Genomic DNA, 15902 nt, shown 5'->3' on the forward strand with positions numbered 1-15902 from the left:
GGGGGCAGCGCCCCCTCTAGTCCCGCCATCTTTCATGCTGCATTCAGCCGGGCGCCGGCGCGCGCCGCATCCCAGAGGTCGCACAGCCGGGCGTAGCGCGCCGCCATCTGCTCGACCGCCTCGCCATCGGAGATCGCGTCGCTCATCCACGCCCGCGCCGCGTCGCCAAAGATCGTGCGCCCCACGGCAAAGCCCTTCACCAGCGGCTGACGTGCGGCGAGCGCAAAGCTCTCGGCCAGTTCCTTCTCCGGCGCGTCGAGGCCCAGCACCACGATGCCGCGGGTGCGCGGATCGTTCTCTTCGATCGCCGCCACCGCCTTGGCCCAGGCCGCCTCGGTCTTGAACGGCTCGAGCTTCCACCAGTCGGGGCAGACGCCGAGCGCGTAGAAGCGGCGGATCACCTGCGCCGTGGTCTCATCGTTCACCGGCGCGACCTTCGAGGGGATCACCTCCAGCAGAAACTCCAGCCCATTGCGCCGCGCGGCGGTGAAGAGCCGCAGCACGGTCTCTTCCTGTGCGGCCCATGTCTCGGCATCATCCTCGGGGTGGCAGAAGCACAGGCATTTCACCACCTGATCGCGGGGCCATTCCCGAAGGCCGCCGTAGTCCGGCCCGAGATCGGGCTCGAGCATCAGCGGCCGCGAACCCGGCCATTCCACCGGGCGCCCGATCCACAGACCCGTGCCCTCGGCCGCGTAGAGCGCATCGCGCCCGAGCCGCCCGTCGCAGAGGATGCCATGGCCGCCGTTGCCATCGGCCACGTCCTGCGCCGCGCGCAGGCAGAGCTGCTTGAAAGCGCCGATCTTCTCGGGCGTTGCACCGGCCATCTCTTCCATCTGGCTGCGGTGGTCGAAGGCAAAGACGCGCATGGTCGACCAATCGCCCTTGCGGTTGGTGGCCCAATGCACCTGTTCAAGCGCCGCATCATTGCGCAGATCTTTGCGCTGGATGCCGCGCTCGAAGAAATACTGCAGCTCCTCCCAGCTTGGATAGGCCGGGGTACAACCGTGGCGCGAGACGGCGAAGGCACCGCACGCGTTGGCGTATTTCAGCGTGGTCGGCCAGTCCTCGCCATCGAGCCAGCCTTTCAGCAGGCCCGACATGAACCCGTCGCCAGCGCCCAGCACGTTGAACACTTCGATGGGAAAGCCCGGCCCGGTCTGGCCCGCGTCGAGGCTGCCTGGGATCGCGCCCTCGAAAGCCGTCGCTCCCATCGGCCCGCGTTTGCAGACGAGCACCGCATCCGAGACCTTGCGCACGTTGCGCAGCGCCTCCAGCGTGTCGGTCGAGCCGCCGGCGATGTGGAACTCCTCCTCGGTGCCGACGATCAGGTCGAACAGATGCAGCGTTGACTGCAGTTGCGCGGTGACCTCGGCGCTCTCGGCAAAGCGGCTCTCGCCATCGCCATGGCCAAGCACACCCCAGAGGTTCGGGCGGTAGTCGATGTCGAGCGCGGTCTGCGCGCCGTGTTTCCGCGCCAGTTCCAGCGCCTTGAGCACGGCGGCGCGGGTGCGCTCGTGGCTCAGATGTGTGCCGGTGGGCACCACCGCGCGGGCCGAGGCGATGAACGCCTCGTCGATATCCTCCTCGCACAGGCCCATGTCGGCGCAGTTCTCGCGGGAGAAGATCAGCGGGAATTGTTCCTGATCGCGGATGCCGAGGATCACCAGCGCCGTGAGCCGCTCGGGGTCGGTGACGACGCCCCTCGTTTCCACGCCCTCGCGCGCCAGCTGTTCGAGGATGAAGCGCCCCATATGCTCATCGCCGACACGGGAGATCAGCGCCGACTTCATCCCCAGCCGCGCGGTGCCGCAGGCGATATTGGTGGGCGAGCCGCCAATATATTTGTCGAAGGACCCCATGTCTTCCAGACGGCCACCGATCTGGCTGCCGTAGAAATCCACACCGGCCCGGCCGATGGTGATCACATCCAAGGTCTTGGTCATGGGTCTCCCCCCTTCTTGCTTCAGAACCCGGCGCGCCGCAGGAAGTCCCGGCTGGCCGCCAGGTCCTGCAGGATGCTGCCGCTGTTCCGTGGGTCGCGTTCCTGTTCGATGGTGATAAAGCCGCCATAGCCGAGTTCCGTGAGCAGTGACCGGATGGCGGAATAGTCGATGCAGCCCTTGCCGATCGGGCACATGACCCCTTCGGCGCAGGCGTCGAAGAAGCGGATTTCGCGCGACATGATATCCGCATAAACTTCGGCATCTATGCCCTTGAAATGTATGTAATCCACGCGATCCGCATAGGCGCGCAGCGTGGCCACCGGGTCCATGCCCGAATAGTCCATATGGCCGGTGTCGAGGCAGAGGCCCGCGGTTTCCGCGGGGATGTCCTGTGCCAGTTGATCCAGCTCATCGGCGAACTCGATGTAGCCGCCCGCATGAGGGTGGATCACCGCACGCACGCCGTAGCGGTCCCGCGCCAGCTCTGCGATGGCCCGGATGTTGTCCATCATGCCGCGCCAGTAGTCCGGCGACAGGCGCGGCGCGCGGTCCGAATGACCGGCGGCGTAATCGCGCACGTCGTGACCCCAATCCATGACCGTCAGATACGGCGCCTCGAAGCGCTGGCCCTTATGGCTTTGCGGCTTTGGAAGCGCGGTGATCAGAGCGCAGATCTCGGCGGTCTGCCGCAGCAGTTCGTCGCGATTGGAGGTTGAGACGAGATCGTCGAAAATCGTTCCTGCGACGATGGATAGACCGCGTTCTTCAAGCTCGCCTCCGACCCGACACGCATCCAGGGGCATATAGCCATACGGCCCCAACTCGAGCCCGCCGAAGCCCGCTGCGGCGGCCTCGTCCAGCACCTGCTCCCAAGGCGGCAGATGCGGGTTTCTCACATCGTCCACCCCCCAGCAGCAGGGCGCGCAGGTTATGGTGATCGGCCCGCTCATCTCAGACCGCCACATTAATGGTTTCGAAGGTGAGCCGCTTGTGGAACTGCTCGTGGAAGGCGATGAAATCCTTGGTGTGCTGCTGCTCCATGTGAAAGCCATGCGCGGCCTCATCCACCCAGCTTTCAACGAAGACCAGCTTGTCGGGATCGTCGGTGCAGGTGAAGAAATCATAGGCAAGGCAGCCCGGCTCGGCGCGGGTGGCGGCCTGCGCGATGGGCGCGCGGGCGAGGATCTCATCGCGGGTGCCGGGCATCAGCTCGATGGTGATGATGAATTTATACATGGCTCAGGCCCCTTCGATCTCAGAAAGGGCGATGCTGCGCCCCTCGGTGGCACTGCGCCGGGCGGCGTCGAGCACGGCCAGCGTGGCGATGGCCGCTTCGGCCGTGACCGGGGGCGGCGTGCCGTCACGCACCGCCTCGGCGAAGCCTTCGTAATAGGCATGGTAGCGCCCCTGCTCGGAGGGGATTTTCACCGCCCCCGCAGCGGTGCGCAGCGTGCCCCAATGCGGCTCGGCGTCGTAGCCCCAGCCTTGGGGATCATCCGCCGGGCGCTGTCCGGCAAAGATCGCCTGAGCCTGCACGTCGGTGCCAGCGGCCACATAGCTGCCCGCGCTGCCATAGGCGCGCAGTTCGCGGCAGGTGAGATGGTTGAGCTTGCTGGCGGAAATATGTGAATGCGCACCATTTTCATGGCGCAGGGTCAGCACGAAACCAGCGTCGGTCGGCCCCTCGGGCAGGTCCACCATATCAAGCTGGGCATCGACCGAGACCACCGGCCCCAGCAGCCAGAGCGCCTGATCCACCACATGGCTGCCGAGATCGCGCAGCAGCCCGCCCGTGGGGCCCGCTTCGAGCGTGGCGGGATCGTCGAAATCCATGCGCGAGTGCAGCCGCCAGACGGTCCCGAGCCGACCATCGTCGATCAGCTTGCGCAGGGTCCGGATATCCGCGTCCCAGCGGCGGTTGTGGTAGACGCCGATCGTGACACCCTTGACCCGCGCCGCCTCGGCCAGTTCGCGCGCGGCGGCGGCTGAGGGGGCGAAAGGCTTGTCGGCGATCACATGGACGCCCGCCGCGATGGCCTCGAGCACCAGCGCACGGCGGGTCTGCGGCGGCGTGGTGATGGTCACCGCATCGACGCCCGCCTCGAGCATGGCCGCAAGACTGGAGAAGATCGGCGTGCCGGGCAGCTCCGCCTGCACGGCGGCCACGGTGGCAGGCGCTCGCGCGACGATACCCGCGAGGCTGACGCCCCGCGCCGCCGCGATGAACGGCACATGGAAGTGCCGCCCGCCCGTTCCGTATCCGACAACGCCGATCTTCATGGTCTCTGCCCTCAGCGAATTATCGTGGCCTGAAGGGCGTCGATCGAGGACTGGATCCCGGCGTTGGTGGACATGGTGAAATCCTCCATCTCCAGCGAGACCCAGCCGTCGTAGCCCATCATGCCGACCACCGAGAAGAACTCTTTCCACCATTGCAGATCATGGCCCGCGCCGACCGCCACATAGTTCCATGCGCGGTTGGCCACATCGGTCACCTCCTTGAGTTCCAGCAGGCCGTTGACGTCGCAGAGGCCGCGCTCGATCCGGGTGTCCTTGCCGTGTACGTGGTGGATCGCCGGGCCAAGCGCGCGCGCCACGGCAATCGGGCAGGCCCCCTTCCAGAAGAGGTGGCTGGGGTCGAGGTTCATGCCGACCATGTCGCCCACTTCATCGCGCAGACGGAACAGCGTCTCGGGGTTCCACACCAGCATCGCCGAGAAATTCTCCAGCGCGTATTTCTCGACGCCGCAATCCTTGGCGTGCTTCACGAGGTCGTGCCAGAGCGGGAAGGCTCGGTCTTCCCATTGGTAGCGGTCGCGCTCGGGCATCTCATCGGGCCACGACTTGGTATAGACCAGCCAGTTCGGCACCATATCGCCGGGCGCCGCTTCGGGCAGGCCCGACATGGTGACGATCTTCTTCACGCCGATCTCGCCCGCGAGGCGGATGGTGTCCTCCATCTCCTTGCGGTGACGCTTGCCCATCTCGCCCGGATCGAGCGGGTTGGCCGAGCAGTTGAGCGCGGCGATCTCGAGGCCACGCGCCTCGATCTCCTTGAGGCGGCGCTTCAGCTCGGCGCGGTCGGCCAGCAGCGTCTCGGCGCGGAAATGCGGTGCGGGCGACCAGCCACCGCCGGTCATCTCGATCCCCTCGACGCCGAGGGCGACACATTTGTCGAGCATGTCGGTGAAAGACAGATCACCCATCACGTCGGTGCAGATGGAAAGTTTCATCTCGTTGACTCCGAAGAAGTAAATACAGTCCGGCGAGGCCGCCCCGATTTGGGAGTGGGAGGAGAACCAGAGGCCGCCCCGCCGTGCCGGGTCACTGGTAGGTGACCCATTCCGAGCCGCCATCGGCGGAGCGGACGCAATTTTCCAGCCAGCGCACGCCTTCGGTGCCGGCGGTGATGCCCGGGTAGTGGTGGGTGTCGAGGAAGGCCTCATCCCCGCGCGCCTTGGCGTCGATGGCCTCGGCGATCCACAGGTAGATATTGGCCCAGCTGTCCCCCAGCCCTTCGGTGTGCAGCGCGCCCATACGGTCCACCGCGAGGCTTTCATCCTCGAGATAGGGCATGCCGTGGTGCAGAATGCGGTTCGGCTCGCCCTGCACCTCATAGATCAGTTGATCGGGATGGCTGTCCGACCATTGCACCGAGGCCTTGGACCCAACAAAGCGGTACTGCTGCGAGCCCATGTTCCCGGCGTTGACCGAGCTGACCCAGAGCCGCCCGCGCGCGCCATTGTCGTAATGCATGAGCACCGTGGCATGGTCCTCGAGCGGAGCACGGCTGGGGATGAAGGCCTTGCGGTCGCAGAGCAGTTTTTCGATCCGGAGCTCGGGCAGCACCACTTCCGAAAGATAGTAGAGATGCGTGCCGATATCCCCGAGCACGAAGGTCGAACCCGCGGTTGCCGGGTTGGTGCGCCATTTCACCGCCTCGCCCGCATCGGTATCGTCCCCGGCGTTGAAACCGTGGGTGTACTGCATGTCGACGATGCGGATCTCGCCCAGCATTCCCTTGGCCACCATCGCCGCCATCTGATGCACCAGCGGATGGCCGGTGAACCCGTAGGTGACGCCGACGATCAGCCCCTTTTCCTCGGCCAGCGCGGCGATCTCGTCGCATTCGGCCACGGTGAAGAAGAGCGGCTTTTCGCAGATCACATGGATGCCTGCCTGCAGCAGCGCCTTGGTGATCTCGTAGTGGGTGAAGTTGGGCGTGGCGACCGCGACCACCTCGACGCCATCCTCGCGCCCCGCCTCACCGGCGATCAGGTCCTGATAGGTGGCGTAGCAGCGGTCCGCCGCCACGCCGAGGTTGGTGCCGAAGTCGCGACCGCGCTCGGCGTCGAGATCGAAGGCCCCGGCCAGCAGCTGGTAGGTGCCGTCGCGCAGCGCGCCGGTGCGGTGCTTGTAGCCCACCTGCCCGGTGCGCCCGCCGCCGACCATGCCCCAACGCAGGGGGCGCGAGAGTGTGCGTTCGCCGTTGATCATATCCGCCCTCCTCAGGCTGCCCGCGAGATCGGCGCTTCGTAAAGCGCCGGTTTGTCGCGCATGCGGATCATCTCGCGGCCGCCGCTGGCGACAGCGCGCAGCGCAGCATCGGCCACCAGCGTCGAGGCATAGCCGTCCCAGGTGCTCGGCCCGGTCGCCGTGCCCTCGCGGGCGGCGGCGATCCATTCGCGGAACTCCTGATCGTAGGCTTCGATGAAGCGCTCGCGCCAATCCTCGGGGATGGTCTGGCGGATACCACTGGCGTCCGAGACCACCGTGGCCGGACGGTTGGGCAGCGCCGCGACACCGCGCTCGCAGGAGGCCTCGCCGCGGATGTCATAGCCGTAGGCGATGTTCACCGAGATCTCGACATCCACGATCGCCCCGCCCGCCATATGCAGCAGCACGAAATGCGGATCGCGCAACTCGCCGCCCTGACGGGACTTGCGCGGTAGGCGCACCTCGACCGAGGCGATCTCGTCCGACAGCAGCCAGCGCGAGATATCGGCGTCATGCACCAGCGTGTCGTTGAGCGGCATTTCCGAGGTGTAGAGCCCCGGCGGAACCGATGCGTTGCGGTGCACCGAATGATACATCAGCGGAAGGCCCAGCGTGCCGCCGTCGAGCACCGCCTTCAGCCGCCGATAATCGGCGTCGAAACGGCGCATGAAGCCCACCTGCACAAGCCTGCGGCCAAAGGCGACCTCGGCCTCCATCACCCGCAGCGCCGCCTCTTCCGAGGTGACCAGCGGCTTTTCGCAGAACACCGGCTTGCCCGCGGCGATGCAGTCGAGCAGCTGCTCTTCGTGCGCCGGTCCCCACGAGCAGATCACCACGGCGTCGACATTCTCGGCGCGGATCAGCGCCTGAGGGGTGTCATAGACCTCGGCGCCCTGCGGCGCGGCAGAGGTTGCACGGTCGCGGTCGATGTCGCTCACCGCGACCACCTCGACCCCGGAGAGGACTTGGGTCAGACGGCGGATGTGATCCTGCCCGATCATCCCCGTCCCGATCACACCAACACGAAGGCTCATTTTGCACCCCCGAAATGCTTGTCGATGTAGCGCTGCATCTCGGAGCGCATGAAGGTGCCCGAGGCGTCCATGCGGTCCTCCCACGCAAAGACGCAGGCGGTCATGATGCCGTCGAACCCGATCTCGGCGAGCGTGCCAAAGAAGTCGTCCCAAGGCACTTCGCCCTGACCGATGTCGAGATGCTGGTGAATGCGGGCGTTGGTGCCCGGCGGATTGAGGATGTAGCGCAGGCCCGAGCTGGCCTTATGGTTGAACGTGTCGGCCACATGCACATGCGCCAGCACATCGGCGCATTCGCGCAGCATCGCCTTGGTGTCGTCTCCGAAGTAATAGGTGTGCGGCGCGCAGTAGAGGAACTTCACCTGCTTGGAGTTCACCGTGCGGATGATGTCGACCGCCGGCTGCAGTTCCTCGACCCAATCCTCGGGGTGCGGCTCGATGTGCAGCATGATCCCCTCGCGCTCGAAGATCGGCACGAGCTCTTCCATGGAGCGCCACCACGCATCCTCGCTGCTCTCGATCATCGAGCCGGTGTGGCAGCAGTAGCAGCCGCCCTTGTCCGGGTGCGGGCCGCGACCGAATTCGCTGTTCATCGTGTCGACGCCCAGCTCGATGCAGATCTCGATGGCACGTTTCCAGTGCCGCACCGCAGCCTGCCGCTCGGCCTCGTCGGGGCTGGCCCAGCGGTACATCGGCAGCAGCGACGCGATGCCGACGCCGGAGTCCGAGAGCGCCTTCTTGAAGCTCTTCACGCGATCCGGGAAGACGCGGGGTGCCTTGAACCACTCCAGAAAATCCGCGCGGGGGCTGAGTTCGATCCACTCGTAGCCAAGCTCGGCGACCTTCGAGGGCAGCTCTTCAAGGCTCAGGTGGCGGTGCATGAACGGGTCGAGCGCAATCTTCATGGCTCTGTCTCCTCCCTAAGAGATGTCGGGGCGCGCGCCGCGTGACGGGCGGCGCGGCTTTTTGTCCTCAGGCCACCGGCTGCGGCGGATGACCTTGGTGGGTCTCCATGTACCCTTCGATGTCGGCGTCCAGACTGGCGAGGGCCTCCCCCCCTGCCATGAGATCGGTGATCTCTTCCCGGGTCTTCTCGCCGCGCATGAAGTTGGCCGCGAGCGCGCCGCGGATCAGCACCGCGAAATGGTCGCCGACCGCCATGGCGTGGGTCACCTGGTGGGTGATGAAGATCACCGCCAGACCGCGCTTGCGTGCCTCGAGCACGATGCGCAGCACGTGGCTGGCCTGCTTCACCCCCAGCGCCGCCGTGGGCTCGTCGAGGATCAGCACGCGCGCGCCGAAGTGGACCGCGCGGGCGATGGCCAGCGACTGGCGCTCGCCGCCAGAGAGGCCGCCGATCAGCCGGTCGCCGTCGTCGATGCGGGTGATGCCGAATTCCTGCACCGCCTTCACCGCGGTCTCATTTGCGGTCTTCTTGTCGAAGATGCGGAACGGGCCGAATTTCTTGGTCGGCTCGACCCCCACGAAGAAGCTGCGCCCGATGGACATCAGCGGAAAGGTCCCGCCAAACTGGTGCACCGTGGCGATGCCGCGGTCGGCAGCGTCCTTGGGCTTGTCGAAGCTCACCTTCTCGCCGTCCATGAACATCTCGCCCGAGGTCGGCTTGTGCACGCCGGCGAGGGTCTTGATGAGGGTGGACTTGCCTGCGCCATTGTCGCCGAGCAGGCAGAGCACTTCGCCCGCGTTCACTTGCAGTGTGATGTCGTGCAGAACGTCGATCGGGCCAAAGCTCTTGTTGACGTTGCGAAGTTCCAGAACCGGATGGGTCATGCCTTGGTCCCCGCTTTCTTTTTCATGGGTGAGAAGTTGAGGGCTGCGCTGCGGAAGCTGTTGTTCATGAGCACAGCCACGAGAAGCATCACGCCGATGATCAGGCTCGACCAGTTGCGGTCGATATCGGTGAAATAGATGCCTTGGCTGACCACTGCGAAGGTGAGCGTTCCGAAGAAGATGCCGAGGATCGAGCCGAAGCCTCCGGTCAGCAGCACCCCTCCGACGACCACCGCGACGACGGCGTTGAAGATGTAGTTCATGCCGCCCGAGACCTGTGCCGAGTTGAACAGGATGGCGCCGCACATGCCCACGAAGGAGGCGCTGGTGGCCGAGAGGACAAAGAGCGCGATGGTCATCCGGTCGGTCGGGATACCGGCGTTGCGGGCGCTGATCTTGTCGCCGCCCATGGCGAAGATCCAGTTGCCGTAGCGGGTGTGGTGAACCACGAGGACCATTACGACGGTGAAGGCGAGCCACCACAGGATGATGATCTGGAACGATCCGCCAAGCAGCGTGCCAAAGATCGCCTTGGCCCAGCCGGGCGCCTGCAGCGGCACCGAGGCATTGCCGGTCAGCAGCACTGAGGCCGAGAGCACGATGCCCTGCATGGCGACCAGCGTGCCGAGGGTGATGATCAGCGAGGGCACCGAGGTGCGCACGGTCAGGATCCCGTTAATCAGTCCGACGATGACACCGATGCCGAGCGCGCCAAGGATGCCGATCACGATGGGCATCTCGTAGTAGCCCGAGATGATCGCGATGCTCATGGAGCCTGCCGGGATCATCGCGCCGATCGAGATGTCGAGCTCTCCGGCGATCATCAGCATGCCCATCGGGATGGCGACGATGCCGAGGTTGGCGGCGAAGTTCACCCAGCTGGCGGCCCCGAAGAGGCTTGTCAGATCGACGCCGCCGAAGAGCACGAAGAACAGGATCACGGCGATCAGGCTGAGGATGGATCCGGCCTCGGGCCGCTTCAGGAGTTTTCCGACGATGAGGTCATACATTGTCTCTCTCCTCAGCTTTTCTTCTTGGTGGAGTAGGACAGCGCCATCTGGCGGAAGGTGTCGTTCATCAGCACCGCAAGAAGCAGGAGTGCGCCGATGATCACGCTGCCGAGGTTCGGGTCGAACCCGGTGAAATAGATGCCTTGGTTGACCATCGAGAAGGTGATGGTTCCGAGCACGATGCCGATCACCGACCCGAAGCCGCCGGTCAGAAGCACGCCGCCGATGACCACGCACATGATCGAGTTGAAGATGAAGGATTGGCCGCCCGCGACCTGCGCGCTCTGGTAGACCATGGCCTGACTGATGCCGACAAAGGCCGAGCAGAAGCCGCTGGTCATGAACAGCGACATGGTAAGCCGCTCGGTCGGGATACCCGCGTTGCGGGCGCTGATCTTGTCGCCGCCCAAGGCGTAGATCCAGTTGCCCCAAGGCGCGACATGCAGCACGTAGCCGATGACCAGCGCGAAGGCGATCCACCAGAAGATGGTGACCTGGAACATGCCGCCGATGAACTGCCCCAGAAGGCCTTTATAGAAGGCGTCCGGCACGATCGAGGTGCTGGTCGAGCCGGTGAGCATCACCGAAAAGCCCAGCGTCAGCCCCATCACCGCGAACATCATGCCGATGGTGACGATGAGCGAGGGCACCTCGGTGCGGATCACCAGAAACCCATTGGCCGCGCCGACCAGCAGGCCGACCCCCAGCGCCGCGAGGATGCCGACGATCTCGGGCTGGCCGTAATGGCCGGAGATCACCGCCAGTGTCAGCGACGAGGCCGGGATCACCGCGCCGACCGACAGGTCAAGCTCTCCGGCGATCATCAGCAGGCCGACGGGCAGCGCGACGATGCCGATCTCTGCGGCGACGTTGAGCCAGCTGGCGAAACCGGCGGGCGACAGGAAGATCTTGCCCGCGGCAAGAGCGAAGAAGACGAAGACCGCGATCATGCCGAGCACGGAGCCCGTCTCGGGCCGGCGTACGAGCTGACCCAGAGAGGACTGCAGCGATGGTCTCGCGCTCGCCGTCGTGGATTTCTGTTGGGTGGCAGTGGCCATTTTGGCTCCCCCGTGCTGGTTCGGTCCGGTGGGTCGGGAAGACACGAGGCTCCGCGCCGCAGCCCGGGCTGCGCCGTGTCTTCCCTTGGCCGCGCGGATCACGCGCGGCCGATGCTCATGAGGTCAGGGGCGCGCTTAGCGCGTGCCTTCCTTCACGCCGGCCATGGTGGCCTCGACGTTGGAGCTGTCGATGATGCCCGGACCGGTGAGGATCTCGCGGGTCGGCACGGTCAGCCCGTAGTTCACGTAGCTGTTGAGGATCGACACCGCGAGAAAGCCCTGATGGTAGCCCTGCTGATCGATGGCGCAGGTTTGCTTGCCGTCCTTGATGTTGTTCAGGATGGTCTCGTCGAAGTTGATGCCGCAGACATGCACCTGCCCCATCTTGCCGGACTGCTGGATGCCGCTGATCGCCGAGTTGGCATCGACGTTGCCGACGGTGAATACAGCGTCGATCTCGGGGTGCTGCAGCAGATGCGCGCGCACCGCCTGCGCCACCGCGGTGGCCGAGCCGAAGGAGGTCGCCGGGAGCGGCAGCACCGAACCTTCGCCGCCGCCGTTGCCCATGCCCTCGACGAAGCCGTTGCAATAGGCCTCGATGTTGGCCGCGCCCGGCAGCGTGTTGATGCAGACGCCATTGGTCTGACCGTTCTCGGTGAGATATTCGCCGCCAGCGACACCGGCCTTGTAGTCGTCCGAGCCGACATAGTTCATCGCGCCGAGACGGTCTGCGGCATCGAGACCACCGGCGTTGTAGATGATCAGCGGAATGTCGGCTTCGACCACCGCCTGAAAGGCCGGGTCCATCGCCTCGGGCACCCAGTTCGGCCCGACGATGGCGTCGGCACCCTGATCGATCGCCTGGCGGATCAGTTCCGCGGCATCGACACCGAGGTTGTCGTAGTTCTGCGGCCCGAGCCAAGTGACGGATCCGCCCTGCGCCTCGGCGACGAGCCCGGCGTCTTCTGCGCCGCGCTTCACGATGGACCAGAAGGGATCGTCGGGCTTGCCGCCAACAACGAAGATATTGGCAGCGGAAACCGCGGTGGCGGCGACGGCTGCAACGGCGGCATACGAAACGGTGGCCGCGATACGGCTGAATTTGGTCATTGAACTTCCTCCCTGTCCCCACCTCCTCCGTGGGGGTCTCAGTGCCGAAATGTATAGCGCGAAGCTTGAAATTTCTGGAACAGAAAATAAGATCATTAGTGTCATTCGTTTCAAAATGTGTCATTCAAAATGACATGAGCCCTGGGGAGGAGCCCGAATGAACCGGCCGACAATCGCAGATCTTGCAGAAGAAGCAGGGGTTTCCGTCTCGACGGTGAACCGTATCCTTGGCGGCACCGCCTCGGTGCGTGGCAGCACGATGCAGCGCGTGCAGGCCGCCGCGGAACGGATCGGCTTCTACGGGATCGGCGCGATCGAGGACCGGTTGCGCAAATCGGCACCGACCTACCGGCTGGGATTCCTGCTGCAACAGTCGAACCGAGAGCTTTACCAACTCTTCAGTCGGCACATCATCGCCGCCTGCCGCGCGCGCCGCGACGAGGTGATCGAGCCCTTGGTGGATTTCGTCGACCTGCTGACGCCGGAAAACATTTCGGCTCGGCTGACCGCGCTTGGTCAGGAGTGCGACGCGGTGGCAGTGATCGCCGCAGACCATCCGCTGATCGGACAGGGCATCCGCGCGCTGCGCGAAAAGGGCAAGCCGGTGGTCGCCTATATCACCGACCAGTCGGCCCCCGAGCGCGCCGCCTATGTGGGCGCTGACAACTGGAAGATCGGACGCACCGCCGCTTGGCTCATCGCGCAGATGACCCATGAGCCGGGACGCGTCGCCAGCTTCATCGGCAACCACCGCTACCAGTGTCAGGACGTGGCCGATGCCAGCCTGCGCTCCTACCTGCGCGAGCATGCGCCGCATCTCACGGTCGAGGAAAGCCGCCCGACGCATGAGGAATCCGGCGTCGCCTATGAGATGGTGCGCGACCTGCTCGAGACCACCGACGATCTGCGCGGCATCCTCATTCTTGGCGGCGGCATCTCGGGGGTGCTGCAGGCGCTGCGCAAGGCACCGGAAGAGCGTCGCCGGAACATCCGGCTGATCTGCCGCGACATTGGCCCCGAGACCCGCAAGGGGCTGTCAGAGGGGCTGATCACCGCGGCGCTCTGCCACCCGCCCGAGGCCACCTCGACGCTGCTGGTGCAGACGATGATCGACGTGATCCACGACGACACCCAGAGCGCCACGCTGCAGCGCACCATCCCCTTTGACATCGTGACCCCGGAAAACATCTGACGGCGCGCGTCAGACCACCTCGATCCAGTTGCTCATCCCCGAAGCCGCATGGCCCAGCATATGGCAATGCAGCAGCCATTTCCCGGGGTTGTCGGCGACGAAGGCGATCTCGGCGCTCTGCTGCGGCATCACCAAAAGCGTGTCGCGCATCGGCCCCGCAGCGCCCTCGATCAACTGCCGGAAATGCATGCCGTGCAGATGCATGGCGTGCGGAAAGACCGTGTCGTTGACCAAGGTGATGCGCGCCGTCTCGCCAAGCCTATAGCGGGCAAAGGGATCTGCGCCGCGCCCCACCTGTCCGGCCAGCGCCCAGAACTGGCCGCGCTGGATGAGCTCCTGAAAGTTCATCTGCCGGCCCTCGAAACGCCCCGAGGCCATGCCGCGCATCGCGCCGCCCTCCATGCGCATTTCGCGCGGCGTGGCCTCCTCAAGGCCACCGATCTGCATACGCGGGTTGGGCGGCAGCGGCTGCGGCGCGGCACGCCGCGCGCCGGAGGTCCTCCCGCTGACCTCCAGTTCCACCAGCGCCTGCCAGCTGTCGTCATCCCCCGCGTAGAGTAGACCTGCGGGCGTGCCCTCTTCGGCGGTGACATCGACGATCAGGTCCACGCGCTGCGCCGGAGCCAGAATGATCTCTTCGACCAGCGGCTCGGGCGACGCCAGCGGCATGCCGTCAAGCGCCACGGTCCAGCCCTCCATCCCCTGCAGCCGCAGCACAAAGATACGGGCGTTGGCCGCATTGATCAGCCGCAGCCGCAGCCGCGCGTTCTGCCCGGCCTTCAGCCGGTGATCGAAGCGCCCGTTGACCCCGATCAAATTGCCCATCCGCCCGGCATGGCTGCGCATCATCGGGGCGGTGAAATCTGCGTAGAACTGCGCGGTGTCCGGATCGATCAGCCAGTCGTCCAGCATCAGGATCTCATCCGCGTCCACATCCGGCGGCGTCGCTTCCTCGACGATCAGCGCGCCCGAGAGCCCGCGCGCCACCTGCTCCATCGAGTTGGTGTGGGCGTGGTACCAATAGGTGCCGGCATCCGGCAGCGCGAAGTCATAGTCGAAACTTCCGCCCGGCGGCACCGCCTCTTGCGTCAGCCCCGCCACGCCGTCCATGGCGTTGTCGATGCGGATGCCGTGCCAGTGCACGGATGTCGGCACCTCCAACTCGTTGACCAGCCGCCGCGACAGCCGCCCGCCCTGCGCTGCGCGCAGCACCGGGCCGGGCAAACTGCCGTCGTAGCTCCAGACCTCGGTCATGCCGTAGCCCGGCGGCGCCAGTTGCACCGACGCGGCGCGGGCGGTGAGCGGAGCGGGCGCGCTGGCCGCCGCTCTGCCGGGGCGGATCAATGGCGCTGCGAGAAGGCCCGCGCAGACCGCGCGGCGAGACATCATCAGTGTCATGTCATTCGATCCCATTGGCGCGCTGCAATTCGCGGACATAGGCGATGATCGCCGTCACGTCGCCCGCTGTCACCCCGTCCTGCGGAGGCATATTGCCGAACCGCCAGTGATGCGCCCGGACGCCCTGCGCGGCGGCGACCTGAAAGGCGGCATCGCCGTGGTGCGAGGGCTCGTAAATCTTGTGCACCAGAGGCGGGCCGAAGCCCTGCTTGCCCGCGGCGTTCTCGCCATGACAGGCGGCGCAGACCGCGTCGAAGGCGGTTTTGCCCAAGCTGGCGGTCTCGGACAAACGTGCAGGCAGCGTCACGTCGGCGATCGGTGCGCCCTCGGCGGGCGCGGTCTGCGCCGCCGCGTCCGGCGCTGTCTTTTGCGGTACAAAAATGGCCCATCCCGCAACTGCGACAAGGGCGACGGCCGCGAGGCCGATGAGGGGTTTGGTCTTCATGGGAGCTATCCTGACTGGGATCGTCCCTGCTCATCGGGGCGATCCGGAAAATGGGGGTGCCGGACGGGTCCGGCAGCGATCATTTTCGTCAGGCGCGCGGAGGGGGCGGATCGGTGGCGACGCTATGGGCCCGCAGGACGCGCGGTGTGGGCACGCCGTGACCGGGCAGCCCAACGGCCACCACGCGCGGGGCAGCGGCCTGCCACGCCTCAAGCATCGCGCAACAGGGCGAGGCACCCGCACAGGGATGCTCGTCGTGATGCGCATTGGTGCCCGCGCTTCCATCCGGATGCGCGCACTCGCTGCAGGCGGGAGAATGGCTCATGGTCACGCCCATCGCCTGCGCGGCAACCGGCGCCAAAAGGACGGTCATCCATCCCACGAGCAACATGATGCAAAGCTGGCGCATCGGACCTCCTTG

16 protein-coding genes are annotated in these 15902 nt (G+C 65.8%); 1 reads left to right on the forward strand and 15 read right to left on the reverse strand.

Annotated elements, in window-relative coordinates:
• Positions 1 to 32: 32 nt before the first annotated feature.
• The 12 genes from ACXAD2_RS26250 to ACXAD2_RS26305 form a co-directional block, all read right to left on the reverse strand.
• Entirely contained in the window at positions 33 to 1946 is a 1914-nt protein-coding gene (locus tag ACXAD2_RS26250) for a bifunctional 5-dehydro-2-deoxygluconokinase/5-dehydro-2-deoxyphosphogluconate aldolase (protein WP_475177159.1), read from the reverse strand.
• 20 nt (positions 1947 to 1966) lie between these two features.
• Complete coding sequence (locus tag ACXAD2_RS26255; protein ID WP_475177162.1) at positions 1967 to 2896, reverse strand: TIM barrel protein; 930 nt, start codon at positions 2894 to 2896, stop codon at positions 1967 to 1969.
• A gap of 1 nt (position 2897) precedes the next feature.
• The gene (locus tag ACXAD2_RS26260) at positions 2898 to 3182 is read right to left on the reverse strand and encodes a putative quinol monooxygenase (protein WP_475177164.1); all 285 of its coding nucleotides are present in this window, start codon (positions 3180 to 3182) and stop codon (positions 2898 to 2900) included.
• Positions 3183 to 3185: 3 nt separating this feature from the next.
• Positions 3186 to 4226, reverse strand: a complete 1041-nt coding sequence (locus ACXAD2_RS26265) for a Gfo/Idh/MocA family protein (protein ID WP_475177167.1) — start codon at positions 4224 to 4226, stop codon at positions 3186 to 3188.
• An 11-nt stretch (positions 4227 to 4237) separates the two neighbouring features.
• Positions 4238 to 5179, reverse strand: coding sequence for a sugar phosphate isomerase/epimerase family protein (locus tag ACXAD2_RS26270; RefSeq protein WP_475177169.1), 942 nt, complete (start codon positions 5177 to 5179; stop codon positions 4238 to 4240).
• 91 nt (positions 5180 to 5270) lie between these two features.
• The gene (locus ACXAD2_RS26275; RefSeq protein WP_475177172.1) at positions 5271 to 6443 is read right to left on the reverse strand and encodes a Gfo/Idh/MocA family protein; all 1173 of its coding nucleotides are present in this window, start codon (positions 6441 to 6443) and stop codon (positions 5271 to 5273) included.
• A gap of 11 nt (positions 6444 to 6454) precedes the next feature.
• On the reverse strand, positions 6455 to 7477 hold the full coding sequence (locus tag ACXAD2_RS26280; protein ID WP_066110250.1) for a Gfo/Idh/MocA family oxidoreductase: 1023 nt from the start codon (positions 7475 to 7477) through the stop codon (positions 6455 to 6457).
• The gene (locus ACXAD2_RS26285; protein ID WP_475177174.1) at positions 7474 to 8382 is read right to left on the reverse strand and encodes a sugar phosphate isomerase/epimerase family protein; all 909 of its coding nucleotides are present in this window, start codon (positions 8380 to 8382) and stop codon (positions 7474 to 7476) included. Before ACXAD2_RS26285 ends, ACXAD2_RS26280 begins: the two co-directional genes overlap by 4 nt.
• 67 nt (positions 8383 to 8449) lie before the next feature.
• Positions 8450 to 9268, reverse strand: coding sequence for an ATP-binding cassette domain-containing protein (locus ACXAD2_RS26290; protein ID WP_475177177.1), 819 nt, complete (start codon positions 9266 to 9268; stop codon positions 8450 to 8452).
• The gene (locus ACXAD2_RS26295) at positions 9265 to 10278 is read right to left on the reverse strand and encodes an ABC transporter permease (RefSeq protein WP_066110255.1); all 1014 of its coding nucleotides are present in this window, start codon (positions 10276 to 10278) and stop codon (positions 9265 to 9267) included. The genes ACXAD2_RS26290 and ACXAD2_RS26295 overlap by 4 nt, the downstream gene beginning before the upstream one ends.
• Positions 10279 to 10289: 11 nt before the next feature.
• Complete coding sequence (locus ACXAD2_RS26300; RefSeq protein WP_066110257.1) at positions 10290 to 11336, reverse strand: ABC transporter permease; 1047 nt, start codon at positions 11334 to 11336, stop codon at positions 10290 to 10292.
• Between the two features lie 135 nt (positions 11337 to 11471).
• Complete coding sequence (locus ACXAD2_RS26305; protein WP_066110259.1) at positions 11472 to 12446, reverse strand: sugar ABC transporter substrate-binding protein; 975 nt, start codon at positions 12444 to 12446, stop codon at positions 11472 to 11474.
• A gap of 157 nt (positions 12447 to 12603) precedes the next feature.
• Here ACXAD2_RS26305 and ACXAD2_RS26310 point away from each other — a divergent pair, with 157 nt between their 5' ends.
• Entirely contained in the window at positions 12604 to 13638 is a 1035-nt protein-coding gene (locus tag ACXAD2_RS26310; protein ID WP_066110261.1) for a LacI family DNA-binding transcriptional regulator, read from the forward strand.
• Between the two features lie 9 nt (positions 13639 to 13647).
• Here the strand turns inward: ACXAD2_RS26310 and ACXAD2_RS26315 are convergent, their stop codons facing one another.
• The 3 genes from ACXAD2_RS26315 to ACXAD2_RS26325 all read right to left on the reverse strand — a co-directional run bounded on the left by ACXAD2_RS26315 (position 13648) and on the right by ACXAD2_RS26325 (position 15890).
• The gene (locus ACXAD2_RS26315; RefSeq protein ID WP_475177182.1) at positions 13648 to 15036 is read right to left on the reverse strand and encodes a multicopper oxidase family protein; all 1389 of its coding nucleotides are present in this window, start codon (positions 15034 to 15036) and stop codon (positions 13648 to 13650) included.
• Between the two features lies 1 nt (position 15037).
• Complete coding sequence (locus tag ACXAD2_RS26320) at positions 15038 to 15481, reverse strand: c-type cytochrome (RefSeq protein WP_475177183.1); 444 nt, start codon at positions 15479 to 15481, stop codon at positions 15038 to 15040.
• Between the two features lie 88 nt (positions 15482 to 15569).
• Positions 15570 to 15890, reverse strand: a complete 321-nt coding sequence (locus ACXAD2_RS26325) for a hypothetical protein (protein ID WP_475177185.1) — start codon at positions 15888 to 15890, stop codon at positions 15570 to 15572.
• Positions 15891 to 15902 lie beyond the last annotated feature (12 nt).

This window comes from Salipiger sp. ABN3_019, from assembly GCF_056158605.1.